The following is a 25,024-nucleotide window of genomic DNA, read 5'->3' as shown; positions in this document are numbered from 1 at the left end:
AGGGGGACGCGATGCATCCGATGCAATTGTTCGAATTGCTGGTCGTCATGCTGCTGGCGATCATCCTGTTGCATTATGCGGCGCACAAAATGGGCCTTCCGCCCGCCGTCGCGCTGTTGACCGGCGGCGCGCTCTTCGCCTTTCTGCCGGGCCTGCCGGTCATCTCGCTCGACCCGGAACTGGTGCTGGTCATCTTCCTGCCGCCGCTGCTGATGGACGGGGCGTGGTTCATCGCGCTGCGCCACCTGCATCGGCACATGTTGGGCATCATCGCGCTGGCGGTGGGTGCGGTGGTCTTTACCACGGTGATCGTGGCGGTGGTGACGCATTGGCTGGTGCCCTCGCTGCCCTGGGCCGCCTGTGCGGCGCTAGGCGCGATCGTGTCGCCGCCGGATGCCATATCGGCGCGCGCCGTGTTGCAACATGTCCGCCTGCCCCGCCGCTTGGCCATTTTGCTGGAGGGCGAAAGCCTGTTCAACGACGCCAGCGGCCTCGTCCTCTTCCGCTTCGCGATCGCGGCGGGCGTCACCGGCGCGTTCAGCATGGTGGAGGCGATGGAAAGCTTCGCGCTGCTGGCGATCGGCGGCGCGCTGGTCGGCGCGGCGGTGGGCATCGCCTGGGTCCGGCTGACGCCGCGGCTGGACGATAAATATCTGATGATCGCTTCTTCGCTGCTGGCGCCCTGGGCATCCTATCTGCTGGCGGAGACGGTGCATGTGTCGGGCGTGATCGCCACGGTCACGACCGGCCTCATCTGCGGCTGGTATCAGCATGTCGTCTTTTCCGCGACGGTGCGGATGAATGGCACCGCCTTCTGGGCGGTGATGATCTTCCTTATGGAGGCGTTCGTCTTCCTGCTGATCGGATCGTCCCTGCGCGGGGTGATCGACCGGGTCGGCGGGTTCGAACTGGTGCTGGCGCAGATGGCGGGGCCGGTGCTGGCCATTCTGGTCGCGCTGACGCTGGCGCGCTTCGCCTGGGTGTTCGGGTCGGACGGCGTCACCCGCCTGCTGCGGGCCTGCGGATTGCGCCGCTACGCACCGATCGGCGCGCGGTCGGCCATTGTGCTGGGCTGGGCCGGGATGCGCGGCGTGGTGACGCTGGCGGTGGCGCTGAGCGTGCCGGAGGGTTTTCCCGGCCGCGACTTCATCCTGGTCGCGGCCTTCGGCGTCATCATCGGCACCGTGCTGATCCAGGGGACGACCTTGGGCGCAGTGATCCGGTGGATGCAGTTGGAGGAACCGGAAAGCGACAAGGCGCGCATGAGCATGAGTGAGGCCGAAGCCGCCATGGCGCAGGCGCAGGTCCGGGTGGTTGAGGCCCATGCCTATGATGCGGACGGCACGCTGCTGCATCCGCGCCTGCTCGATCGATACCAGCGCCATGCCACATTGTCCGCCAACTATGCCGGGCAGGAAGCCGAACATGCCGACACATTGCACGCGCATTTCAACCTTGTCCTGAAGGCTGTCGCGGCCGGGCGGGCCGAACTGCTGCGCCTGCACCGTGCTGGCGAGATTGACGAGGCGACGTTTCAGGAACTGGAACGCGACCTGGATATCGAGGAACTGGGAGCGCTGTCGGCGAAAGCCTGAAGCCTCAATCCGCGCCGAAATGCACGCGGTTGGCCTTGATCACCGCCTGTGTGCGACTCAATACGCCCAGTTTCTGCAAGATCGCCGACACATGCGCCTTGATGGTCGTCATCGACACGTTGAGGTCATGGGCGATCTGCTTGTTCAAGCGGCCGTTGACCAGATGGCCCAGCACCGTCTTTTGCTGCGGCGTCAGGCTGTCGATCCGGCGCGCAATATCATCCTCCTCCGCTGACGGCGCAGCACCCTCGCCCATGGTTTCGGGCAGGTAGATTTCGCCCGACACGACGCGATGCAGCGCCTCCACGATCGCGCTGCGCTTCAAGGATTTGGGGATGAAGCCGGCCGCGCCTGCGGCCAGCGCTTCCTGCACGATCGAACGGTCGAATGCGCCCGACACCATCACCACCGGCAGGATCGGAAAGCGATCGCGCAGCAGCTTGAGCCCATCCAGGCGGCGCACGTCGGGAATGTTCAGGTCGAGCAGGATGAGGTCGAAATTTTCCTGCTTTTCCAGCGTTGCGACAGCCTCTTCGAGTCCCGCCGCCTCGAAAATCTCGATATTGTCGAAACTGATGGCGATCACGCTGCGCAATCCGTCGCGCACCAGCGGGTGATCGTCGATGATCAACACCCGCTCCATGACCGCTTCCCCGCCCATATAATGCCCCATGTCATGCCCCTGCCGCTGATGATCGGACACATCGTGGGACGTGGCAAGCCGCAATGCGCCGGGCGGGATGGCCGGGGCCGATTGCGCATAATGTCCACGTCCCATGACGATCATTTGCCTAGTTCCTCACTTGGGCAGTTTGAACACCCAGAGCGCACCGCCCTGGTTGATGTCCTTGAACGACTTGGCGACTTCGCCGCCCCACAGCGGCACCGCGCCGCCCCAGCCGGACATCACCGCCACATATTGTTCGCCATCCTGTTCCCAGGTGACGGGCGATCCGACCACGCCCGAGCCGGTCTGGAATTTCCACAATTCCTGGCCGGTCTTGGCATCGAACGCCTTGAGATAGCCTTCGGGCGTGCCGGTGAAGACCAGGTTGCCGCCGGTGGAGAGCACCCCGCCCCACAACGGCGCCTTGTTCTTATATTCCCACACGATCTTGCCGGTCTTGGGGTCCATCGCCCGCAGCGCGCCGATATGATCCTCCGCGATCGACTTGATGGTGAAGCCCGCGCCCAGATAGGCCGCGCCCTTCTTGTAGGCGATCGGTTCGTTCCAGATGTCCATGCCCCAGTCGTTGGACGGGATGTAGAACAGGCCGGTATCCTGGCTGTAGGCCATGGGCATCCAGTTCTTGCCGCCCAGGAAGGATGGCGAGGCGAAGACCGACTTGCCCTTGCCCTCGCCAGGGGCTGGCGGACGGCCTTCGGGGATGACGTTGGGCTTGCCGGCCTTGTTGAAGCCATTGGCCCAGGTCGTCTGCATGACGAACTTGTTGGCGCTGATGAACTTGCCGTTGGTGCGGTCGAGCACGAAGAAATAACCGTTGCGGTCGGCCTTGGCCCCCAGCTTCATCGGCTTGCCGTTGATGGTGGCGTCGAAGGGAATGAATTCATTCACCCCGTCGAAATCCCAGCCGTCATGCGGGGTGGTCTGATAATGCCATTTGATGACGCCGGTTTCCGGGTCGATCGCCAGGGTCGAGGCGGTATAGAGATTGTCGCCGGGGCGCAGATGGCTGTTCCAGGGCGCGGGATTGCCGGTGCCGAAGAAGAGCAGGTTGGTGTCCGGGTCATAGGTGCCGCCCAGCCATGTCGCGCCGCCGCCGCTCTTCCACAAATCGCCCTGCCAAGTGGCGTTGAGCTTGCCGGTGACGCCGTTATCCTGGCCCTTGAGCGTGCCCATATGGCCTTCGATCACGGGACGATGCCAGATCAGCTCGCCGGTGTTGACGTCGCGCGCATCGACCGCGCCTACGACGCCGAATTCGCCGCCCGAATTGCCGGTGATGACCATGCCCCGCACGATCAAAGGTGCGGCGGTGGCGCTATAGCCTTCCTTATAATCGGCGATCTGCTTGTTCCAAATCACCTTGCCAGTCAGGCGGTTGAGCGCCACCAAACGCGCGTCGAGCGTCGCGAAGATGATCTTGTCGCCATGGATGGCGGCACCGCGGTTGACGACGTCGCAGCATGGCATGATGCCGTCAGGCAGACGGGCGTCATATTGCCATTTTTCTTCCCCGGTGCGCGCGTCGAAGGCGAACAGGCGCGAATAGCTGCCCGTTACATAGATGATGCCATCGTAGACGATCGGTTGAGCTTCCTGGCCGCGCTGCTTTTCGCCGCCCAGCGAGGCGGAAAAGGCCGGCACCATCTTCGACACATTGCCGCTGTTGATGGCGTTAAGGGTGCTGAAGCGATGCGCTTGCGGTCCCATGCCATAGGTCAGCACGTCACCGGTCGATTTGGCGTCGTTCATCAAATCCGCATCGGTCGGCCCTTGCGCCACCAGCGGCGCGGCGCCCATCGCCAGCGTCATCGCGGCAACGCCCGACAGCGCCCGCATGATCGGTCCCTTCATAACCATCCTCCCTAGTTGAACGGGCGCTCTACGCCCCCCGTTTATGTGCAGACTATGCCACCCAGACGGGGCGGCAATTGGACCTTTGGTCGGAACATTGTCCGGCCTTCACCCCGCGGCGTTCGCCGGTGTCCAGGTGACGCCGTAGCGCGCGAACAGCGCCTTCATCTCGCCGTTGGTTGCCATAGTGGTGGTGATTTCCTCCACCGCATCGCCCAGCGTGCGGCTATTTTCCTTCACCGCCATGCCGATGTCCCAGCCGGGCGAGGTGAAGGCGGGCAATGGCCCCTTGCGCAGCGCGATCCGGCTGGCGCGCTCGCCCGCGCGGTGCAACCCCTCCTCGATCTGGGCGCGGCTGGCGAGCACGGCGTCGGCCTTGCCGCCCGTCACCGCATCCACCGCCGCCGACCCCGTCGGGTAATGGGCCACATCCTTGGTCAAGACCCCACCGAAGCTACCGATCAGATAGAAATCGGGGATGCTGTCCAGTTCGGCCGCCAACCGGCGACCACGCCATTCGGTCGGCATCCCTTCCAGCGGCACCGCGCCGCCCAGGCCGGCCAGTGCGAAACTCTCGCGATAATAGGGTGCGACGATCGCCACCTGATCGTTGCGCGCGGCGAAGCTGCGGTCGAAGGGGACGTGCAGCATGACGTCGCCTGGCGTGAAGCCCAGCAGGCCGCCCTTCCAAACGCCGTTGCGCAGATCGTCGTCGGCGCTTTCGTCCGCGACGAGTTCCGCCACGTCGGCGCGCACGCCGAGCTTGCCGGCGATCGCCTGCGCCAGATCGACGTCCAGGCCGACGAGCTTGCCGCCTTCCTCCCACGACCAGGGACGGTTATCCTTGTAAACGACCACCCGCAGCGTGCCGAGCGCCTTGACCTTGGCAAGCGGCGCGGCTTCGCTGCGGCCCGGTAGCAGGCCCAGCGCCAGCGCCGCCCCTGCCCCGCCCATCCATGCGCGACGGCTGAGCATCGCGATCAGCCTTCGTGCTTGGTTTCGAGCCAGGCGCGGATCGCCCAGCCGGCCTTTTGCCCCAATACGTCGCCGAAGGGCGGCATATAGACTTTGCCGTCATGGCTGGAGCCGTGCCGATAGCGTTCGGCGAACCATTGGTCGCCCGTCTCGCCTGCTTCCAGATAGCGCAGGTCAGGGGCGATGCCGCCGCTTTCCGCGTCAAGCCCGTGGCATCGCGCGCAATTCTGGCCATAAGCGGACTGGCCGATCTCGATCGCCTTCGCGTTACCGCTATAGGGATTTTTCTCCAGCCAGGTTTCGCCGATTTCCGGCAATGCCGTCGTATCCACCGCCTGCGGCGTCACGTCGCCATGCGCCAGCAATGCACTTGCCGCAGTCATGCCCAGCGTGGCGATGGCACCCAGCAATGCGACCCTACCCAATATCTTCATTCTATCCTCACCCGGTCAGTTTTCCCCTGCCAACCGCCAGTGTAGGGAAGGGCGGGCCACACCCCCATTGGCCATTGGTACTATCCCGTAGCGCGTGGGCTGCGGATAGACCCTTGGACCCAGAAGAGGGACGGAGAGGAAGAAATATATGAAGCGCGTCATGATCGCAGGGCTGATGCTGCTGCCCGCCGCGGCCCCAGTCCCAATCCTGGCAGAAACTCTCCCAGAAACTCTCTATGTCTCCAACGAGCGGGGCGATAGCGTCAGCGTGATCGATGCGACGTCGGGCATGGTGACGGCGACCTGGGCCGTAGGCGGCCGGCCGCGCGGCATCACCGTGTCGAAGGACGGCAAATATCTCTATCTTTGCGCCAGCCTTGACCATGCGGTGCAGGTGATCGATCGGGCGAGCGGCAAGGTGGTGGCGGAACTGCCGTCCGGGCAGGATCCGGAGCAATTCTTCCTGTCCCGCGACGGCGCGACCCTGTTCGTCGCCAATGAGGACGACGCCGCACTGACCGCAATCGACCTGGCCAGCCGCACCGTCGCCTTCCAGGTCGATGTCGGCGGCGAGCCGGAGGGTGTGGCGCAAAGTCCCGATGGCCAATGGGTGGTGGTTACGTCGGAGGAGGATAATGTCGTCAACTGGATCGACGTCAAAGCCAAGGCGATGGTCGCCGAAACGCCGACGGACCAGCGTCCCCGCCATGTCGAATTCACCGCCGACGGCACGCAGTTGTGGGTTGCCGCCGAGATCGGCGGGACGGTGCAGATCATCAACACCGCCAGCCGGCAAGTGACCGAGACGTTGCGTTTCGCCATCCCCGGCGTGCCCGATCATCGCATCCTGCCATGCGGCATCCGATTCACGCCCGATGGCAAGACCGCCGTCATCGCGCTGGGCCGGGCCGACCATGTCGCGTTGGTCGATGTCGCGACCCGCAAGGTGCGGGCCTATGTGCCGGTCGGCAAGCGCGTCTGGCATGTCGCGATCAGCGGCGATGGGACACGCGCCTATGCCGCCAATGGCCTTTCGGACAATGTCTCCGTGATCGACCTGGCCAAGGGTTCGGTGGTGCAGACCATCGCGGTTGGCGCTGCGCCGTGGGGCATCGTCGCCGCGCCCTGATTCGCATCTTGTCCGAAGGGACGAGAACCTAAGTCCAATTTCTCGGCACCCCCATCCGTCCCACTCTCCGCCCCAGCCGGACACAAGCCGGCGTTATGCAGGGAGGATGATATGAAGGGGACGTTGCGCCTGATGAGCGCGGCTGGAGCATTGATGCTCGCCGCCACCGCAGCACCGGCCATGGCCGGAACCACCGCGGATTTGCTGAAGCGGCTGCACGAAAAAGGCATCCTGACCGACGACGAATATCAGGAACTGTCGAAGGGCCAGACCGCCGAGGCGGCGCAGGTCGCGGCCGCCCCTGCCCCGGCGGTGACGCCGGACGCATCGGGCGGCGCCGGGTTCGTGCGGATGACCCAAAGCGGCATCGGCCTGCAAATGGGCGACGTAACGCTGAAATTCTCCGGCTCGGTCAATGGCTTCTACGTCCATGACAATGGCGATACGCCCAGCGCCACGACGGCGGTGACAGGCGGGGTCGCAACCGTGGGCGGCAGCACATCGGCCGTGCGCAACGGCCTGCTCCCCGGCTTCCTGAAGGTGGAGGCCTCGACCAGCCTGGACGGATGGGACGTGGGCGCCCATTTCGGCATGTATCCGGGCATCAACTCGGTCAATTATGCGGCCGGCGGCGGCGCCAATAGCGCCGGTAATCCCCGCGCGTTGCAGACCGCGGGTATCGATTTCCGCCAGACCTACCTGACCTTCGGCCGCGCCGGCTTTGGTGAGGTGAAGATCGGTCGCGACATCGGCCTGTTTGCGTCGGAAGCGATCCTGAACGACATCACCCTGCTGTCGTCAGGCACGCCTGCGGGCAATGTCGCCCCGTCCAACACCACGCTAGGCCGCATCGGCACCGGATATATCTACACCGACTTCCAGCCGCAAATCACCTACACCACGCCCAATTTCAGCGGCTTTACCGCCAGCGTCGGCATTTTCGAGCCGCTCTCTTCGTTGACTGGCCCGGCCGAAACCAACAAGCAGCCCGGTTTCCAGGCGAAGTTCGTCTATGATGGCAAGTTCGGCGATGTCGGTACCCGGCTGTGGGTATCGGGCGTGACGCAGAAGCATAATGTCGATGTCGGCCCCGACTATACCGGCTGGGGCTGGGACGCGGGCGCGAAGGTCACTTTCGGGCCGGTCACGGTCGTCGGCACCTATTATGACGCATCGGGCCTTGGCACCACCGCGCTCAACCTGTTCGACACCGATGGGCTGGGCAACAAGCGCGACAGCCATGGCTTCTATTTGCAGGGGCTGGCGACCTTCGGTAAATTCTCGGTCGGTGGCAGCTATGGCGAGAGCAATCTCGACTATGCCAATATCGCCGATGCGCTGGCCAACCCGACGCTGGTCGACAAGAATAGCAGCTGGGTCGGACAGGTCCGCTACGGCCTCAACAGCTGGGTCACGCTGCTGGGTGAATATGTGCGCAGCAATTCGCAGGCGCATAACGGCAACGAAGCCACCTCCAGCGCCGTTGCGGCAGGGGCGATCCTCTTCTTCTGACCGAAGGAACAATGTCACGGGGCGGGGGCTGCATCTTACAAGGATGTGGCCCCTTTCCGTTTGCAAAAGGCATGGAAAATAAGGAGAGGGGCGTCGAGGGGATCGCCATGAAGACTGTCATATTGCACGCTATCTTATTGTCCGTTCCGACGCTGGCTTTCGCCCAGGCGCCCGATGATGCGCCGGGCGAGGCGTCACAGATCATCGTCACCGGCGCGGGGCTGGACCTGCCCCCCGGCACGCCGGCCTATGGGTCGGTGGTGATCGACCGGCAGCGACTGCTGGACAGCGCGTCAGGGCGGATCGAAAGCGTGCTGGCCGACGTCGCGGGCTTCCAGCAATTCCGCCGGTCGGACAGCCGATCATCCAACCCCTCCAACCAAGGCGCGACGCTGCGCGCGCTGGGCGGCAATGCGTCCAGCCGGACCTTGGTGCTGCTCGACGGCGTGCCGATTGCCGATCCGTTTTTCGGCTATATTCCATTCAGCGCGCTGGTGCCCGAACGCCTGTCCGTCGTGCGCGTTACCCGCGGCGGCGGCATCGGCGCGTTCGGCGCGGGCGCGGTCGCCGGCACGATCGAACTGGCCAGCGCGACGCGCGCGCAACTGCCCGATTTTTCCGCCAGCGCTTTTTACGGCAGCCGCGATTCGACCGAAGTTTCCGCAGGCCTGACCCAGGATCTGGGCGGCGGCTATGTCTCGCTGTCGGCCCGTTGGGACCGGGGCGACGGGTTTCAGACCACGCCCAAGGACCAGCGCGTCGCCGCCACCGTGCCGGCCGCCTATGACGGCTGGTCTACCAACCTGCGCGCTGTCGCGCCGATATCCGCCACGTCGGAACTGCAATTCCGCGCCACCCTGTTCGAGGATAATCGCACGCTGCGCTTCGCCGGGGCGGACAGCATGAGCCAGGGGCAGGACGCCAGCATCCGCTACATCAATCGCGGCGCGTGGCAGGTGGATGCGCTGGCCTATATCCAGGCGCGCAACTTCTCCAACATCGTCATCTCTTCCTCCACGTTCCGCAAGTCGCTGGACCAGCGCAACACGCCGTCCACCGGGATCGGCGGCAAGATCGAAATCCGGCCGCCGGTCGGCCCGGACCATGTGCTGCGGCTGGGGGTCGATACCCGCTTCGCCACCGGCGACATGTATGAGGATGCTTTCAACGCCAATATCGCGGCCAACCCGCGCACCTTCCTGCGCCATGCCGGTGGCGACCAGTGGACGACCGGCGTCTTTGCCGAGGATGACTGGACGCCAGAAGGTCTTGGCGGGAAACTGGTGCTGACCGGCGGCGTGCGGGGCGATCGCTGGTCGATCCGCAACGGCTTCTACCAGGAGGTCAATGCGACGACGAGTGCCGCGACGAGCGGTGCCTTTGCCGATCGTTCGGACTGGGAATTGTCCGGCCGGGTCGGCGCGCTCTATCGCGCCAGCAACGCCGTCGCGCTGCGAGCGGCGGCCTATAGCGGCTTCCGCCTGCCGACGCTCAACGAACTCTACCGGCCATTTGTGGTCTTCCCGATCAGGACGGAGGCCAATGCCGCACTGCGCCCCGAAAAGCTGAAGGGCGTGGAGGCCGGGATCGACCTGACCCCGCTGGCCGGCGTCACCCTGTCCGCCACCGCCTTCTACAACCGGCTGGACGACGCGATCGCCAATGTGACTGATCCGTTGATCGCCAACTTGCGCAAGCGCCAGAATGTCGATCGCATCGTCGCCAAGGGGGTCGAACTGACCGCGGCGGCGGCGCTGGGCGATATCCGTCTGTCGGCCTCCTACGCCTATAGCCACAGCACCGTCCGTGCGCCCGGCGCCGCGTTTAACGGCTTCACGCCGGCGCAAAGCCCGCGCCATGCGGCCAGCGCCACGGTCGCCTATAGCCCCGCTTCCGGCCCGTCGCTGTCGACCACATTGCGTTATGTCGCCAAACAATATGAGGACGATCTGCAAAGCGACATATTGCCCGATGCGTTGACGCTGGACGCGGTCGCGCGCCTGCCGATCGGCCATGGCGTCAGCCTGGTGGCGCGGGGCGAGAATCTGTTCGACGAGACGGTCGTGACCCGCAATGCCGGCGGATCGATGGATCTGGGGACGCCGCGAACGCTCTGGATCGGCGTCAGTTTCGGCGGCTGACGCAATTCCGGCGACGCTGCTCCTTACGGCTTTGCTGCTGGCGAACCTGATCGCCTTCGCCCTGTTTGGTATGGACAAGCGGCGCGCGCGGCTGGGCCTGCGCCGCTTGTCCGAACGCATGCTGCTACTATGGGTGCTGGCGGGCGGATCGGCAGGCGCGCTGGCCGGTCGGCGCTTTTTTCACCACAAGACGCGGAAGCAACCCTTCTCGACCCTGTTGTGGCTGATCGTCGCGGCCCAGGCGACAAGCGTCGCCATTTGGGCGATGCTTTGACAATCCAATGTCGGGGGGGGGGGGGGAGAAATGGTGCTGCTGGGGAGGATTGAACTCCCGACCTCGTCATTACCAATGACGCGCTCTACCACTGAGCTACAGCAGCACTCTATTTCATCATTTCGTCGCCTTGGCGCTGTTCGCGCTTTGGAGGCCGGGCCTATGGCCGCCCCCCGGTCCGATGTCAAGGCGGGTTGCGGCCGATGGCGCATTTTGCTTAAGCGCGTTCATGGCTGAAACGCAGGACGAGAAAAAGACAAGGCTGGCGCAGGCGCTGCGCGACAATCTGCGCCGGCGCAAGGCCCAGACGCGGGAGGCTTCGCGGGAGGGGGCCACGTCGCCCCCTCCCGCAGCAGAAACCAAGGACTGACCCTTAAAGCGGCGCGCAGGCCGCCTTGAGCCAGGCGAGCGCATCACCCTCCAGTTGCGGGCCGATCACGTCCAGCACCCCTGCATGATAGGCGTCGACCCAGGCGCGCTCGTCGCCGCTCAGCAGGTCGGTGGCGATGAGGGCGCGGTCGATCGGGGCGAAGGTCAGCGTCTCGAAGCCGAGCATATCTTTTTCCGCGCCGGGGACTGCGCGTTCCTCGACCAGCACCAGATTTTCGATGCGGATGCCGTACTCGCCGGTCTTATAATAGCCCGGCTCGTTGGACAGGATCATGCCCGCCACCAACGGCTCGTCGCCGCCGCCGAAGGTGGCGATGCGCTGCGGTCCTTCATGCACCGACAGGAAGCTGCCGACGCCATGGCCAGTGCCATGGGCGTAATCCAGCCCCTCGGCCCAGAGATATTGGCGGGCGAGCACGTCAAGCTGGCCGCCGCGCGTCCCCTTCGGAAAGACGGCGCGGGCGAGCGCGACATGGCCCTTAAGGACTAACGTAAAGCGGCGGCGCATTTCTTGCGTGGGCGTGCCGATTGCCAGCGTGCGGGTGACATCGGTGGTGCCGTCGCGATACTGGCCGCCTGAATCGACCAGATAGAGCGTGCCGGTTTCGATCGGACGGTTGGTCTTTTCCTCGGCGCGATAGTGGACGACCGCGCCGTTCGGTCCCGCGCCGCTGATCGTGTCGAAGGACAGGTCTTCGAGCAGGCCGGTATCCTGGCGGAACGCCTCCAGCCGGTCGGAGGCGGAGAGTTCGGTCAGACCGCCTTTGGGCGCTTCGACCGAAACCCAGTGGAGGAAGCGGCTGAGCGCCGCGCCGTCGCGGGCCTGCGCCGCCTTGTGCCCGGCGATTTCGGTGGCGTTCTTGATCGCCTTGGCCAGCACGGCCGGGTCGCGCAGCGACAGCACGGTCGCGCCGCCCTGGTCCAATCCGGTGAAGATCGCGGCGACCGCCCGTTCGGGGTCGGCGATGACGGTCTTGCCGGCGAAATCCTGGAGCGCAGCGGCGAAGTTCACACCGTCCATGACACGCACCGCATTGCCCAGATGCTGGGCGACCGCTTCGTCCATCTTTTCCAGCGCGACATAGAGGTCGGCGGTCGCATCGGCATGGACGACGGCATAGGCGAGCGCGACGGGCGTGCGCTCCACATCCTTGCCACGGATGTTGAAGGTCCAGGCGATCGAATCGAGCGCCGACAGCACCACGGCATCGGCCTTTTTCTCCGTCAGCCAGTCGGCCATGGCGGCGCGCTTTTCGGCTGCCGACTGCCCCGCAAAGCGATCGTCATGCACGACCAGCTTGGCATCGCTGCGCGCCGGGCGATCGGGCCAGATGGCGTCGACCGGGTTGGTGTCTACCGCGACCAGTTCCGCGCCCTTCTCCGCCAGCGCCTGCGTCGCCTGTTCCGCCCAGGCGCGGGTGTGGAGCCAGGGGTCGTAGCCGATCCGCGCGCCCTGCCCGGCATGGTCCTTGAGCCAGGCGGCGATCGAGGTCTGGGGCACGCTTTCATATTGCCAATGGGCGCCGTCCACCTGCTCGCGCACTTGCAGCGTGTAGCGGCCGTCGACGAAGATCGCGGCCTCCTCCGGCAACACCACGGCGCTGCCCGCCGACCCCTGGAACCCGGTCAGCCAGGCGAGCCGCTGCGCATAGGCGCCGACATATTCGCTCATATGCTCGTCGGTCAGCGGCACCACGAAACCATCGAGCGTCTGACGCACCAGTTGCGCGCGCAGGGCCTTCAGGCGGTCTTCATAACTGGACATCACTATTCCCTTGGATCATGTCGGGCCTCTTGCATCGGCCATCATGCCGACAACATAGAGGGGTACGCGCGCTTATTCCAGCGCATGACCTCGTCTGGACCATGGATAGTTAATGACCGATCAAATGCAGCCCGCCCTTCTGCCCCCCGTCGCCGAGCACCGTGCGCATAGTTTCATCCTTCACGGTGTCACGGTGAATGATCCTTACGCATGGCTGCGCGATCCCAATTATCCCGATGTTCAGGACAGGCAAGTGCTGGCCTATCTGGAGGCGGAGAACGCCTGGTTCGACGGGGCGATGGCGCCGCACAAGCCCCTGCTCGACACGCTGTTTGCGGAAATGAAGGGGCGGATCAAGGAAGACGACCAGTCGGTGCCGCAGAAGGATGGCGACTATATCTATTGGCGCGCCTTCGAAACCGGGGCGCAATATCGCAAATGGTATCGTAAGCCTGTCGCAGGTGGCGACGATCATCTGATACTGGACGAACCGGCACTGGCCGACGGGCATGAATATTTCCGGCTGGGCGCGATGTCGGTCAGCCCGGACGGCCGCTATCTCGCCTATGCGATCGACACCAATGGGTCGGAGCGGTTCGAAGCGCGGATCAAGGATCTGTTTTCCGGCGAAATATTGCCCGAAGTGATCCCCGACACGCTGTCGTCGCTGGTGTGGACCGCGGACAGCAAGGGGCTGCTCTATGGCCTGGCCAACGAAAATTGGCGCACCGACAATGCCCGACTGCACTGGCTGGGCCAGGATGTAGCGAGCGACGTCGAGCTGTTCCATGAGGATGACGAGGGGTTCCGCGTTTCGATCGGCCTCACTTCCTCCGAAAAATGGATCGTCATCGCGACCGGCGACCATGTCACCAGCGAAGCCTGGCTGATCCCGTCCGACGACCCCACGGCCAAGCCTTTACTGGTCGCGGCGCGCAAGCCCGGCCGCGAATATGATGTCGATGAGCATGAGGGCACGCTCTACATCAAGACCAACGATACCCATCCCAATTTCCGGCTGGTGAAGGCGACGCTGGACGCGCCCGACCAGTGGGCGGAAGTGATTGCGCCCGACGATCATTTCTACCTGACGGATTTCACCCTGTTCAAGGGCTTTTACGTCACCGAAGGACGGCAGGATGGGCTCGACCAGATCGAGCTGCGCGATTATGCGACGCATAGCCCGAAACGCATCCCCTTCCCCGAAGCCAGCTATTCGGCGTCGCTCGATGACAATCCTGAATATGATGTCACGAAGCTGCGCATCGGTTATGAATCGATGGTCACGCCCGACACCATCTACGATTATGATCTGGCGACCGGGGTGCTGGATGTCCTCAAGATGCAGGAAATCCCGTCGGGCTATGACGCCAGCCGCTACGCCACCGAGCGGCTGATGATCACCGCGCGCGACGGGACGCAGGTGCCGGTGTCGATCGTCTATCCCGCCGACCTGCCCCGCGACGGCAGCGCGCCGCTGCATCTCTATGGCTATGGCGCCTATGGGCTGGCGATGGAACCGGGCTTTTCGACCAGCCGGCTTTCGCTGCTAGATCGCGGCTTTGCCTTTGCCCTGGCGCATATTCGCGGGGGCGACGATCTGGGCCAGCAATGGTATCTGGATGGGAAGCTGGACAAGCGGGTCAACACGTTCAGCGATTTCGTGGACGTGGCGAAGGGGCTAATCGACCTTGGCTATACGTCCAAGGGCAGGATCAGCATTTCGGGCGGGTCGGCCGGCGGCGAGTTGATGGGCGCGGTGGTCAATTCCGATCCCGACCTGTGGGGCGCGGTAGTGGCGCATGTGCCGTTCGTCGATGTGCTCAACACCATGCTGGACGAGACATTGCCGCTGACGCCGGGCGAATGGCCCGAATGGGGCAATCCGATCAAGGATGAGGCTGCGTTCCACACGATCCGGTCCTATGATCCCTATACCCATGTCACGGCGCAGGCCTATCCGCCGATGATGGTGACGGCGGGGCTGAACGATCCGCGCGTCACTTATTGGGAGCCGGCCAAATGGGTGGCGAAGCTGCGCGCGACCAAGACCGACGACAATATCCTGCTGCTCAAGACCAATATGGGCGCTGGCCATGGCGGCAAGTCCGGCCGGTTCGAAAGCCTGCATGAAACGGCCGAGGAGTTCGCCTTCATCCTGTGGCAGCTGGGGGTCGAGGGATAGTGGCCGCATCCTTCACCAAGACCTTCACCGCCCTGCCCGCGCATATCGACATATTGGGTCATGTGAACAATGCCGTGTGGGTCCAGTGGATGGAGCAGGTGTCGGTCGAGCATTGGGAACGGGATGCCGATCCGGCCCATATCGACGCCTATATATGGGTCGTGACCCGGCATGAAATCGACTATCGCGGCAATGTGACGCAAGGCGAGACGGTGACGGCCCGGACCTGGATTGCAGAGCCGCCACGGGGCGCGCGGTTCGATCGGCTGATCGAATTCACCGGTAAGGACGGCAAGGTCAAGGTCGCCGCCAAATCCACCTGGGCGATCATCGACAAGGCGACGGGGCGCATATTGCGTGTGCCGACAGAGGTGGCGGCGAACTTCATCGATTGACGGGTCAGGGCGTCACCACCTCGAACATATCCTCGATGCCCGGCTCGCTTGGCATCTCCTCCCGCTCCGCCGCCTGGCGGTTCCACATCAGGGCGTAGAGGCCGTCGGCGCGGACCAAATCGGCATGGCGGCCGCGTTCGACGATCACGCCCTTGTCCAGCACGATGATCTCGTCCGCATCGACCACGGTCGACAGGCGGTGCGCCACGACCAGGGTCGTGCGCTTGCGGCTGATGTCGCGCAGCACGGTCTGGATCTCCGTTTCGGTGCGGCTGTCGAGCGCGCTGGTCGCTTCGTCCAGCACCAGCACCGGCGGGTCTTTCAGCAGGGTTCGGGCAATGGCGACGCGCTGCTTTTCACCGCCCGACAATTTGAGGCCGCGTTCGCCGACGCGGGTATCATAGCCCTTGGGCAGGCTGAGAATGAAGTCGTGGATCGACGCGGCTTTCGCCGCAGCCTCGATCTCCTGTTGGCTCGCGCCTTCGCGGCCATATCCGATATTATAGCCGACCGTGTCGTTGAACAGCACCATGTCCTGCGGCACGATGCCGATCGCGGCGCGCAGCGACTGTTGCGTGATCTGTGCGATGTCCTGGCCGTCGATCGACACCTGGCCGCTCTGAATGTCGTAGAAGCGGAACAGGATGCGGGCGATGGTGGACTTGCCCGCGCCGGACGGGCCGACGATCGCCAGCGTCTTGCCAGCCGGCACGGTGAAGCTGACATCGTGCAGGATTTCGCGTTCCGGGTCGTAGCCGAAGCGGACATGGTCGAAGCGCACTTCTCCGCCGCGTGCCTGAAGATCGGCCGCGCCGGGCGCGTCGGCGATTTCCTGCGGCGTGTCGATCAGCTTGTACATCGCTTCCATATCGATCAGCCCCTGGCGGATGGTGCGATAGACCATGCCAAGCAGGTCGAGCGGGCGGAACAGCTGGGACAGAAGCGTATTGACCAGCACCACGTCGCCGGTGGTGAACTGCCCCTTGCTCCAGCCCCAGACGGTATAGGCCATGGCGCCCGCCATCATCAGGTTGGTGATGAGCGATTGGCCGATATTGAGCCAGGCCAAGCTGTTCTCGCTCTTGACCGCGGCCTGGGCATAGCGGCGCATCGACGTGCCGTAGCGGGTCGCTTCGCGCTGTTCGGCGCCGAAATATTTCACCGTCTCGAAATTGAGCAGGCTATCGACGGCATGGGCGACGGCATTAGTGTCCATGTCCACCATGTCGCGGCGCAACTGGTTGCGCCATTCGGTGACGGTTCGGGTGAAGCCGATATAGAGCGCCACCATGACCAGCGTCGCGACGACCAGGCCAGGGCCGAACTTGACGAAGAAGATGGCGCAGACCGCGACCAGTTCCAAGATGGTGGGCGCAATGTTGAACAGCAGGAAATAGAGCATCGTGTCGATGCTCTTGGTGCCCCGCTCCACAATCTTCGTAACCGCGCCAGTGCGGCGGTCGAGATGGAAACGCAACGAGAGGCGGTGGAGATGGACGAACACATCGTCCGCCAGCCGCCGTCCGGCCTCCTGCCCGACCTTTTCGAATACGGCGTTGCGCAGGTTGTCGAACAACACGCTGCTGAACCGTGCGCCCGCATAGACCGCGACCAGCGCCATGGCGAGGCCGACGGCCGGCTCCAGCCCCGGTGCCATCCGGTCGATCGCGGCCTTGTAGGCGAAGGGCATGGCGAGGCTGACGGCCTTTGCCAGCAGAACCAGCCCCATGGCGAGCGCGACCCGGCGGCGCAGCGCGGCCGAGTCCGCAGGCCAGAGATAGGGGAGGAAGCGGCGCAAGGTCGCCCAGACGGGCGGGATCGGCGCGGAAGAAGCGGTATCGGGGGGCATTGGCCGCATGTAGGCGCTTTGGCGCGGCAATCCAATGGGATCGGCACATGGCGAACCTGCTGATCGAACCAGCGCCCTGACGCCAGCACCCTGACGACGGAACACCCGATCGGAACAAAGCGACGCCTGCCCCCTTTTCCTTTGCAGCGACGCGGGGCATGATGGCCGCGTCGAGGCGCATCGCAGGAGGCAAGGCAGGCGCATGTTCGGGTCATTATGGAATCGGATGTTCGGAAACAAAGCCGATCGCCCGGAACGCAAAGCGCCGCAGCCCGCATTGGAGGCCAGTTACGATCCGGTCGTCGCGCTGCGCGACCTGGTGCGGCGGGACGTCGCGGGCGGCTTTTTCGACGACGACGCGATATTGACCAACGCGAACGACATGTTCGAGGAGGAGTTGCCCCGGCCGCTGTTGCGGGTCGAGGCGTCGGCGGCGTTGCGCGTGGCGCTGGCCGAGCATCGCGCCGCCGAACAGGGCTGGTCCGACACCACCGATTGCGACCGGCTGGACGCCGCCTTCGCCGTGCTGGACGAACAGGGCGTGGTCGCACGGCAGAATTTCACTTGCTGCGGCACATGCGGCGCGACCGAGATCTGGGACGAGATCGAGGCCGCGCAGGAGGAGGGCGTGGCGGTGGAAGGCTATGCCTTTTTCCACATGCAGGACACCGAGTCCGCGGTGGAGGGCCATGGCCTCTATCTGAACTATGGCGCGTGCGAGCAGGGCGAGGAGGCCGCGGTCGCCATGGGCCATCGCATCGTCGCCGCGCTGGAGGCGCAGGGGCTGAGAACCGGATGGGACGGCCGGCTGGAGCAGCGGATCGGCGTGACGCTGGACTGGAAGAAGCGGCGCAGCGTGCGCGTGCTGGAGAGTTGATCGCGGGCGGCGCGACGGCATAGTCCCAGTCCGAAGTTCACACCGTTGTCGGCCTTTTCGGGCCGATTGCGCCGGCTTTGCGTCTGCGACGCGCCTGCCGCGCCACCGATAAGTGTCGGCGACGCGACAGCGGCCCGACCCGCAACGCGCGGCCGACGCGCCCGTTGAGTGACGATCGCGCGTCTGTCCCGCCCTGGACATGCGTCAGCCACGCGCCGAAGCGTGCGGGTGGAGATGGCCGGCAATCGGATCGGCCATGGCGCGGGCATGGAGCGTCAGCGCGTGGCTCCAGTCCCGGTCGAAGGCGGTGCCGGCCAGCCGACGCCGCAGGCGATGCGCGCTGGATGGCGACATGCCCGCCGCGCGCGCCGCGCGAGCGACGCTGCCACATTCGAACAGGGTGGTAAGGAAGAGGCGCTGCCGGGCCGGAGTCCAGTGCGCGCGGGCGGTGGGGGATGCGGGTTGCTGTTCCATCCGACAGGATAAACCAGACGAAATCCTACATTGGAAGCAAATAGTATTCAGGCGGGGCGGAGATGCTGGCGGAACCAGTCGGCCAGGTCTTCTTCCGAAAGCGAACCCGCCGCCAGGTCGAGAAAAGCGACGACCAATTCGGCGTCGGTCGCATCCAGGCTATAGCCGTTCAGCAGTAGGAAAGTTTCGCTGACCACCGCCGCGATCCGCTTGTTGCCATCGACGAATGGATGGTTGCGCGCGAGGCCATAGGCATAGGCGGCGGCCAGCGCGGCCGCGTCCCGCGCGCCATAGGCTGCCAGATTTTCGGACCGGGCCATGGCGCTTTCAAACAGCCCGCGATCGCGCAGGGCATCGCCACCGCCGCCATGTTCGGCAATCTGTTCGGCATGGGCGGCCTCCGCCACGGCCAGCCTGACCCAGACCCAGTTTTGCCGCGTCATTATTTGGCGAGTTCGCGCAGCGCCCGTTTGCGCCGCGCCATCACATCCCGTGCGGCCGCCATCTGGGCGTCGAAGTCCGGTTCCGCAGCCGAAAGCTCGATCCCGCGCGGGGTGACGACGACGGACAGGCTGTCCCCGGCGGCTGCGTTGAGATGCGCCAGCAACTCCTTAGGCAGGATCACCCCGGCGCTGTTGCCGATCTTCGTGATTTTAAGAGGCATGTTCATACGGGGGTTATAACATGCCTTGCGCCGGTCCTCAATCGGGGTCGATCTGATCACCCAGCCCGGCATTACGAAGCAGTTCCGCCCAGTCCGGTCGGCAATTGCGGGCTCGGATGCAGTCAACTTCGCCGACATGCATCGCATCCATCATTCGCGACAATTCTTCGTCCGTTTCAGGCTGCCGTGCGACATAGCAATGGGAATATGATCCATCCGGCAGCCATGCCAAAAGGTCTGGTGCCACATCCTACCATACACCACAGGATATGCAGCACCCATCCTCAACATAGAAGGTGCCCTGCACGTTAGCCGGGTGCGGCGGCAGCGGCTTGTAGCCCCGCTTCACCGGAGCTTTGCGGGTGAACCGTTCAAACAGCTCACCCAACCAAGTTCGGATCATCGGCGGTTCACTTCAATCATGCTCTCTGCCGCCAGCGCCCATATACAGCTCGCTGCCGCTGTCCTTGAAGACCTTGCTCATTTCTTCCATGCCCTTGAGCGCGGCGGCCTTGCTGGCGGCGGCGGTTTCTGCGCCGGTGGGGCCGGTGGCGATGAAGCCTTCGACATTCTGGTTCTGCTTGGCGGCGAAGTCGCGGACTTCCTGGCTGATTTGCATCGAGCAGAATTTGGGGCCGCACATCGAGCAGAAATGCGCGCTTTTCGCGCCTTCGGCCGGGAGCGTCTGGTCGTGATATTGTTCGGCCGTTTCGGGGTCGAGGCTGAGGTTGAACTGGTCGCGCCAGCGGAATTCGAAGCGGGCGCGGCTGAGCGCATCGTCGCGGACCCTGGCGGCCGGATGGCCCTTGGCCAGATCGGCGGCGTGGGCGGCGAGCTTGTAGGTGACGACGCCGACCTTCACATCGTCGCGGTCGGGCAGGCCCAGATGCTCCTTGGGCGTGACGTAGCAAAGCATCGCCGTGCCGTACCAGCCGATCATCGCCGCGCCGATGCCCGACGTGATATGGTCATAGCCCGGCGCGATGTCGGTGGTGAGCGGCCCCAATGTATAGAAGGGCGCTTCGCCGCAGACCTGCAACTGCTTGTCCATATTCTCCTTGATCTTGTGCATGGGGACATGGCCCGGCCCTTCGATCATCACCTGAACATCCTGTTTCCAGGCGCGGTGGGTCAGTTCGCCCAGCGTGTAGAGTTCGGAGAATTGCGCTTCGTCATTGGCGTCGGCGATCGATCCGGGGCGCAGGCCGTCGCCCAGCGAATAGGCGATGTCATAGGCCTTCATGATCTCCGTGATGTCGTCGAAATGCTCGTAGAGGAAGCTCTCCTTGTGATGAGCGAGGCACCATTTCGCCATGATCGAGCCGCCGCGCGAGACGATGCCGGTGACGCGCCTGGCCGCCATCGGGATGTACGCCAAGCGGACGCCGGCATGGATGGTGAAATAATCGACGCCCTGCTCCGCCTGCTCGATCAGCGTGTCGCGGAAAATCTCCCAGGTCAGGTCTTCGGCGACGCCGCCGACCTTTTCCAGCGCCTGGTAGATGGGGACGGTGCCGATCGGGACGGGCGAGTTGCGGATGATCCATTCGCGGGTGTCGTGGATGTTGCGGCCGGTGGACAGGTCCATGACGGTATCCGCGCCCCAGCGGATCGACCAGACCAGCTTGTCGACTTCGGACGCGACGTCGGAGGCGACGGCGCTGTTGCCGATATTGGCGTTGATCTTGACCAGGAAATTACGGCCGATCGCCATCGGTTCGGATTCGGGGTGGTTGATATTATTGGGGATGATGGCGCGGCCGCGGGCGATTTCGTCGCGCACAAATTCCGGCGTCACATAGTCGGGGATGGACGCGCCAAAGCTCTCGCCGTCGCGGACATATTCAGCGAGGCGGGCGCGGCCGAGATTTTCGCGCTCAGCCACATATTCCATTTCCGGGGTGATGATGCCGCGGCGGGCATAGTGCATCTGGCTGACATTCGCGCCGGGCTTGGCGCGCAGCGGGCGCTTGACCAGGTTCGGGAAGGGCTGGACGCCGCCTGAGCGATCTGGCCCCTTGAGGCCATTATCCTCCGGTTTGATTGCGCGCGCGTCATATTCTTCCACATCGCCGCGCGCCATGATCCAGTCGCGGCGCAGCTGGGGCAGGCCAGCCATGATGTCGATGCGGGCGTCCGGATCGCTGTAAGGCCCGGACGTGTCATAGACGCGCACCGGCGGCTCGCCGCTGCCCGGTTCCAGATGGATTTCGCGCATCGCGATCTTGAGCGGGCCGACGTGGATCTTCTTCGACCCGCGAATGGGGCCGGTAGTGACGCGCATTTCGGTGCGGGCGGGGACATCTGCCATGAGGATACCTTTCAGACGGAAAATGTGGCGCGGCCGGTGAGGCCCGCGAGGAAGAGGAGGAGGCCGAGTATCAGGGCGATCAGCGCCCAGGTGCGGATGAAGCCGGTTGACCAGTGGCCGATGCGGATCAGGGGACCGGGTACGGCCAGCAGGGTCGCGCCTTCGATCAGGGCGACATAACCGATCAGACTGACGATGACGGACAGCGGGTCGGTCCAGATGCTGTGAACCAGCACCAGCGTCGCGCCGACCGCGAAGACGGCGAAGCCCAGCGCGACGACCAGTCCCGGCGACCGGTTGAGATCGTCCATGATCGCGCGCCAGCGCTGCGGACTGGCCAGGCCGCCCAGGCCGATGACGATCATATAGAGGCCGAATATCTCCGCCAGGCGCAGCGTTAGAACGCTTATCGTGTCCATGGGTCCGCCTTTCTTCGCCTCTTCACAAGGGCGACGGGCGGGTGCGGTCTGCTGGTCCAACAAGCCGTCCCTCCCTACGCCGGTCTCAACCAGATCAGGTTCAACGGGTCGTGGCCATATCAGCCACCTCTCAACCGTCTATGGACGGTCCCCCGGGGATGCTAGACAGGATAGGGACGAACGGCCACAAGGTCCAGCACCATATGTTCGATCACCCTTCCTCCGACCGGTCTAGCCCCGATCTGTCCACCAAAGCGGGCCGCAAGGCCTGGCGGCACGAGATGCGGATGGTGGCGGTGCGGCCGCGCCGTTGGGGATTGTGGCTGCTGACGCTGGGCTTCCTGCTGGTGATGGCGCCCTCCGCCTTTGGGATGCACAGCCTGTGGGGCTGGTCGCCCAGTTTCATCGGGAGCCTGTTGATGCTGGGTGCGTTACCCCTGCTGGTCGCAGGCGCGCTGTTGCGGCGGCGCTATCGGCAGGGACGGACGGGCCGGCCAGAGGGGGATGAGTCATGAAAAAGAGGATGCTATTGTTGGTGACTGCGGCGATGTTGACAGGCGCAGGCGCGCCCCCTGCCCCCGTCCCTGCGGACGATCCTTTCGTCTGGCTGGAGGATTGGACCGGCCCGCGCGCGATGCAATGGGTGGAGGCCGAGAATAAGGCGACGGTCGCGACCTTGCAGGGCGATCCGCGCTATGCCGGTTATTTCAGGCAAGCGCTGGCCATAGCGTCCGCCAAGGACCGGATCGCCATGCCGATGCTGATCCATGGCCGCATCTATAATTTCTGGCGCGATGCCGATCATCAGCAGGGGATATGGCGCTATACCAGCGAGGCCGACTACGCGACCGATACGCCGCATTGGACGACGGTGCTGGACCTGGATGCGCTGTCGAGCGCCGACGGCAAGAAATGGGTGTGGAAGGGCGCGACCATTCTCGACCCCGACGAGCGGCTGGCGCTGATCAACCTGTCCGATGGCGGCGAGGATGCCGTAACCCTGCGCGAGTTCGACCTGGTGACGGGGCGCTTCGTGGAGGGCGGGTTTGCGATTCCGACCTCCAAGCAGAATGAAGCCTGGCTGGACAAGGACACGCTGCTGCTTGCCCGCGATTGGGGCGCCAATGAACAAGCCGGCAGCATGACCGTGTCGGGCTATCCGTTCGTGGTGAAGACATTGAAGCGCGGGCAGACGCTGGCGGAAGCACAGGAAATCTATCGCGGCGCGGCCAGCGATCAGGTCGGGACATTTCCGATGCTGCTGTCCGATGGCGCGGGCAATCGCGCGGTATTTCTGTATCGCGGCGTCACTTTCTTCGGCAACGAAACCTATTTGGTGACGGATGGCGGGGTGAAAAAACTGCCGCTGCCCGCCAAGAGCCAGTTGCAGGGCATGGTGCAGGGTCAGGTGCTGATCCAGACCAGCGAGGCCTGGACCAGCGGCGGCGTGACCGTGCCGGCGGGATCGCTGGCAGCGGTGCCGCTCGCCGCCTTGCAATCCGGGGCTACGCTGAAGCCCGACATATTGTTCGCGCCCAATGCGCGCCAGTCGATCGACGGCGTGGCGGCGACGAAGGATCGGGTGATCCTGACGATCAACGACAATGTGCGCGGGCGGGTGCTGGTGCTGACACCGGGCAAGGACAAGTGGACCACGGCCCCGGTCGCCCTGCCCGACAATGCGACCATCTCGATCGCGACCGCCAGCGACAAGAGCGACAAGGCCTATCTGTCGGTTGCCGGCTTCCTGACGCCGACGACGCTCTGGGCGCTGGACGCCGCCAACCCCGCGCCGCGACAGGTCAAGGCGATGCCTGCGCGCTTCGATGCCGACGGGTTGGTGGTCGATCAGTTCGAGGCGATATCGACCGACGGAACGAAAATCTCCTATTTCATTGTCCACGCCAAAAACATGAAAGCGGATGGATCGACGCCGACCATCATGACCGCTTATGGCGGCTTCGAGGTTCCGATGACGCCCAGCTATGCCGCGATCACCGGCAAGCTGTGGTTGGAGCGGGGCCATAGTTTCGTGCTGGCCAATATCCGCGGTGGCGGCGAGTTCGGCCCGGCCTGGCATGAGGCGGGGCTGAAGACCAAGCGGCAGATCATCTATGACGACTTCGCCGCGGTGGCGCAGGATATCTTCGCGCGCAAACTGTCCAGCCCGGCCAAGTTCGGCATCTATGGCGGGTCCAATGGCGGGCTTTTGATGGGCGTGGCGTTCAATCAGCATCCCGAGCTTTGGAATGCAGTCACGATCCAGGTGCCTTTGCTGGACATGGTCCGCTATGAGCAGATTGCAGCGGGCGCGTCGTGGGTCGACGAATATGGCAGCGTATCGGTGCCGGAGGAGAAGGCGTTTCTGGAAAAGATTTCGCCTTATGCGAATATTCGCCGCGGCGTGAAATATCCAACGCCCTATATCTGGACAACGACGAAGGACGACCGTGTCGGCCCGCAGCATGCGCGCAAATTTGCGGCGCGGCTGAAGGATTATGGGCTATCCTATTATTTTTACGAGGACATAGCCGGCGGGCATAGTGGGGACGCGGACATCGCGCAGGGTGCGCGTTTGCAGGCGATGCAGATGGTGTATTTCAGCCGGCAGTTGGAGGGGACTGACCGGTGATGGGGTGATGGAGAGGCGGCTGGATGGGTCGCTTTTCCATTTGCTAATGGCGCGAAGAAGGGCAGGCGATAAAAAACCCCGCTTTGTGGGCGGGGTTGTGTGTATTGTTCCGGGTACCCGCCTCCGCGGGGACAACGCAAAGCCTAAGCTCATTGCGTTCGCTAAACGCTTTACGTTGGTTGCGGGAGTAGGATTTGAACCTACGACCTTCAGGTTATGAGCCTGACGAGCTACCGGGCTGCTCCATCCCGCGCCAATGTTTGTTTGGCCTCAAGCGCCGGCGGGAACATGCGTTCCCTTGGCTTTCCTCGCATAAGCTAGGGCGGCCGTTCGGCCTTGCAGGCCTACGGCCCGTTGGTACGAGCCGCGACGTTGTGAATGGGTTTTTGTGTCCGATATATGCGCGAGCTTCAATGCCTGGCGACGCCCTACTCTTCCAGTGCTTGAGCAATAGTACCATCGGC

Annotated in this window: 22 protein-coding genes, 2 tRNA genes and 1 riboswitch; of the genes, 11 read left to right on the top strand and 13 right to left on the bottom strand. The window is 64.2% G+C overall.

The genetic code is table 11. The features are described from left to right. Positions 1–11: 11 nt before the first annotated feature. The gene (locus tag HHL08_RS22945) at positions 12–1,595 is read left to right on the top strand and encodes a Na+/H+ antiporter (RefSeq protein WP_169575257.1); all 1,584 of its coding nucleotides are present in this window, start codon (positions 12–14) and stop codon (positions 1,593–1,595) included. 4 nt (positions 1,596–1,599) lie between these two features. Here the strand turns inward: HHL08_RS22945 and HHL08_RS22940 are convergent, their stop codons facing one another. The 4 genes from HHL08_RS22940 to pedF all read right to left on the bottom strand — a co-directional run bounded on the left by HHL08_RS22940 (position 1,600) and on the right by pedF (position 5,543). Continuing rightward, positions 1,600–2,382 carry a response regulator gene (locus tag HHL08_RS22940; RefSeq protein WP_169575256.1) on the bottom strand — a complete coding sequence of 261 codons (783 nt, stop codon included), beginning with the start codon at positions 2,380–2,382 and terminating at the stop codon, positions 1,600–1,602. Between the two features lie 12 nt (positions 2,383–2,394). Beyond that, a complete protein-coding gene (locus tag HHL08_RS22935) occupies positions 2,395–4,134 on the bottom strand; it encodes a methanol/ethanol family PQQ-dependent dehydrogenase (RefSeq protein ID WP_169575255.1) in 1,740 nt (579 codons plus the stop codon). A gap of 108 nt (positions 4,135–4,242) precedes the next feature. Then, positions 4,243–5,109, bottom strand: a complete 867-nt coding sequence (locus HHL08_RS22930; RefSeq protein WP_169575254.1) for a substrate-binding periplasmic protein — start codon at positions 5,107–5,109, stop codon at positions 4,243–4,245. Positions 5,110–5,114: 5 nt separating this feature from the next. Next, positions 5,115–5,543 carry a cytochrome c-550 PedF gene (pedF, locus tag HHL08_RS22925; protein WP_169575253.1) on the bottom strand — a complete coding sequence of 143 codons (429 nt, stop codon included), beginning with the start codon at positions 5,541–5,543 and terminating at the stop codon, positions 5,115–5,117. Positions 5,544–5,691: 148 nt separating this feature from the next. On the opposite strand from pedF, the gene HHL08_RS22920 reads away from it, so the two are divergent. From HHL08_RS22920 to HHL08_RS26030, 4 genes are all read left to right on the top strand, one after another. After that, the gene (locus HHL08_RS22920) at positions 5,692–6,672 is read left to right on the top strand and encodes a PQQ-dependent catabolism-associated beta-propeller protein (protein WP_169575252.1); all 981 of its coding nucleotides are present in this window, start codon (positions 5,692–5,694) and stop codon (positions 6,670–6,672) included. A gap of 111 nt (positions 6,673–6,783) precedes the next feature. Continuing rightward, the gene (locus tag HHL08_RS22915; protein WP_169575251.1) at positions 6,784–8,184 is read left to right on the top strand and encodes a porin family protein; all 1,401 of its coding nucleotides are present in this window, start codon (positions 6,784–6,786) and stop codon (positions 8,182–8,184) included. A 107-nt stretch (positions 8,185–8,291) separates the two neighbouring features. Next, positions 8,292–10,325 (top strand): TonB-dependent receptor, encoded by a 2,034-nt coding sequence (locus HHL08_RS22910; RefSeq protein ID WP_169575269.1) that lies wholly within the window; start codon positions 8,292–8,294, stop codon positions 10,323–10,325. A 31-nt stretch (positions 10,326–10,356) separates the two neighbouring features. Beyond that, the gene (locus HHL08_RS26030; RefSeq protein WP_328804743.1) at positions 10,357–10,599 is read left to right on the top strand and encodes a DUF1294 domain-containing protein; all 243 of its coding nucleotides are present in this window, start codon (positions 10,357–10,359) and stop codon (positions 10,597–10,599) included. A gap of 31 nt (positions 10,600–10,630) precedes the next feature. Here the strand turns inward: HHL08_RS26030 and HHL08_RS22900 are convergent. Further along, positions 10,631–10,705 (bottom strand) — tRNA-Thr (locus HHL08_RS22900). Positions 10,706–10,828: 123 nt separating this feature from the next. Here HHL08_RS22900 and HHL08_RS22895 point away from each other — a divergent pair. Continuing rightward, on the top strand, positions 10,829–10,969 hold the full coding sequence (locus tag HHL08_RS22895) for a hypothetical protein (RefSeq protein WP_169575249.1): 141 nt from the start codon (positions 10,829–10,831) through the stop codon (positions 10,967–10,969). 3 nt (positions 10,970–10,972) lie between these two features. Here HHL08_RS22895 and HHL08_RS22890 read toward each other — a convergent pair whose 3' ends face one another. Then, positions 10,973–12,754 (bottom strand): aminopeptidase P family protein, encoded by a 1,782-nt coding sequence (locus HHL08_RS22890; RefSeq protein ID WP_169575248.1) that lies wholly within the window; start codon positions 12,752–12,754, stop codon positions 10,973–10,975. A gap of 112 nt (positions 12,755–12,866) precedes the next feature. On the opposite strand from HHL08_RS22890, the gene HHL08_RS22885 reads away from it, so the two are divergent. Together HHL08_RS22885 and HHL08_RS22880 are read left to right on the top strand one after the other, a co-directional pair. Then, positions 12,867–14,939 carry a S9 family peptidase gene (locus HHL08_RS22885; protein ID WP_169575247.1) on the top strand — a complete coding sequence of 691 codons (2,073 nt, stop codon included), beginning with the start codon at positions 12,867–12,869 and terminating at the stop codon, positions 14,937–14,939. Continuing rightward, entirely contained in the window at positions 14,939–15,334 is a 396-nt protein-coding gene (locus tag HHL08_RS22880; protein ID WP_169575246.1) for an acyl-CoA thioesterase, read from the top strand. Before HHL08_RS22885 ends, HHL08_RS22880 begins: the two co-directional genes overlap by 1 nt. 4 nt (positions 15,335–15,338) lie before the next feature. Here HHL08_RS22880 and HHL08_RS22875 read toward each other — a convergent pair whose 3' ends face one another. Beyond that, entirely contained in the window at positions 15,339–17,183 is a 1,845-nt protein-coding gene (locus tag HHL08_RS22875) for an ABCB family ABC transporter ATP-binding protein/permease (protein ID WP_169575245.1), read from the bottom strand. Positions 17,184–17,409: 226 nt separating this feature from the next. On the opposite strand from HHL08_RS22875, the gene HHL08_RS22870 reads away from it, so the two are divergent. After that, complete coding sequence (locus HHL08_RS22870) at positions 17,410–18,060, top strand: DUF6891 domain-containing protein (protein WP_235955261.1); 651 nt, start codon at positions 17,410–17,412, stop codon at positions 18,058–18,060. Between the two features lie 204 nt (positions 18,061–18,264). Here the strand turns inward: HHL08_RS22870 and HHL08_RS22865 are convergent, their stop codons facing one another. The 5 genes from HHL08_RS22865 to HHL08_RS22845 all read right to left on the bottom strand — a co-directional run bounded on the left by HHL08_RS22865 (position 18,265) and on the right by HHL08_RS22845 (position 21,928). Then, entirely contained in the window at positions 18,265–18,534 is a 270-nt protein-coding gene (locus tag HHL08_RS22865) for a LysR family transcriptional regulator (protein ID WP_169575243.1), read from the bottom strand. Between the two features lie 47 nt (positions 18,535–18,581). Continuing rightward, complete coding sequence (locus HHL08_RS22860) at positions 18,582–18,977, bottom strand: type II toxin-antitoxin system death-on-curing family toxin (protein WP_169575242.1); 396 nt, start codon at positions 18,975–18,977, stop codon at positions 18,582–18,584. Continuing rightward, entirely contained in the window at positions 18,977–19,204 is a 228-nt protein-coding gene (locus tag HHL08_RS22855) for an AbrB/MazE/SpoVT family DNA-binding domain-containing protein (RefSeq protein WP_169575241.1), read from the bottom strand. Before HHL08_RS22855 ends, HHL08_RS22860 begins: the two co-directional genes overlap by 1 nt. Positions 19,205–19,613: 409 nt before the next feature. Beyond that, entirely contained in the window at positions 19,614–21,509 is a 1,896-nt protein-coding gene (thiC, locus tag HHL08_RS22850; protein ID WP_169575240.1) for a phosphomethylpyrimidine synthase ThiC, read from the bottom strand. 11 nt (positions 21,510–21,520) lie between these two features. Next, positions 21,521–21,928 (bottom strand): DUF2065 family protein, encoded by a 408-nt coding sequence (locus HHL08_RS22845; protein ID WP_169575239.1) that lies wholly within the window; start codon positions 21,926–21,928, stop codon positions 21,521–21,523. A 54-nt stretch (positions 21,929–21,982) separates the two neighbouring features. Beyond that, positions 21,983–22,093: riboswitch (TPP riboswitch) on the bottom strand. Between HHL08_RS22845 and HHL08_RS22840 the strand changes: the two genes are divergently transcribed. Then, complete coding sequence (locus HHL08_RS22840) at positions 22,069–22,443, top strand: hypothetical protein (RefSeq protein WP_235955260.1); 375 nt, start codon at positions 22,069–22,071, stop codon at positions 22,441–22,443. Its footprint overlaps the riboswitch before it by 25 nt. Beyond that, positions 22,440–24,560 carry a prolyl oligopeptidase family serine peptidase gene (locus HHL08_RS22835; RefSeq protein ID WP_235955259.1) on the top strand — a complete coding sequence of 707 codons (2,121 nt, stop codon included), beginning with the start codon at positions 22,440–22,442 and terminating at the stop codon, positions 24,558–24,560. The genes HHL08_RS22840 and HHL08_RS22835 overlap by 4 nt, the downstream gene beginning before the upstream one ends. Positions 24,561–24,736: 176 nt before the next feature. Here HHL08_RS22835 and HHL08_RS22830 read toward each other — a convergent pair. After that, positions 24,737–24,813: transfer RNA gene (locus tag HHL08_RS22830), tRNA-Met, on the bottom strand. Between the last annotated feature and the right edge of the window lie 211 nt (positions 24,814–25,024).

Source organism: Sphingobium psychrophilum (genome assembly GCF_012927105.1).
GTDB classification, from domain to species: Bacteria; Pseudomonadota; Alphaproteobacteria; order Sphingomonadales; family Sphingomonadaceae; genus Sphingobium; species Sphingobium psychrophilum.
The sequence above is the reverse complement of the archived record's forward strand: the minus strand, read 5'-3'. Positions and strand labels throughout refer to the sequence as shown.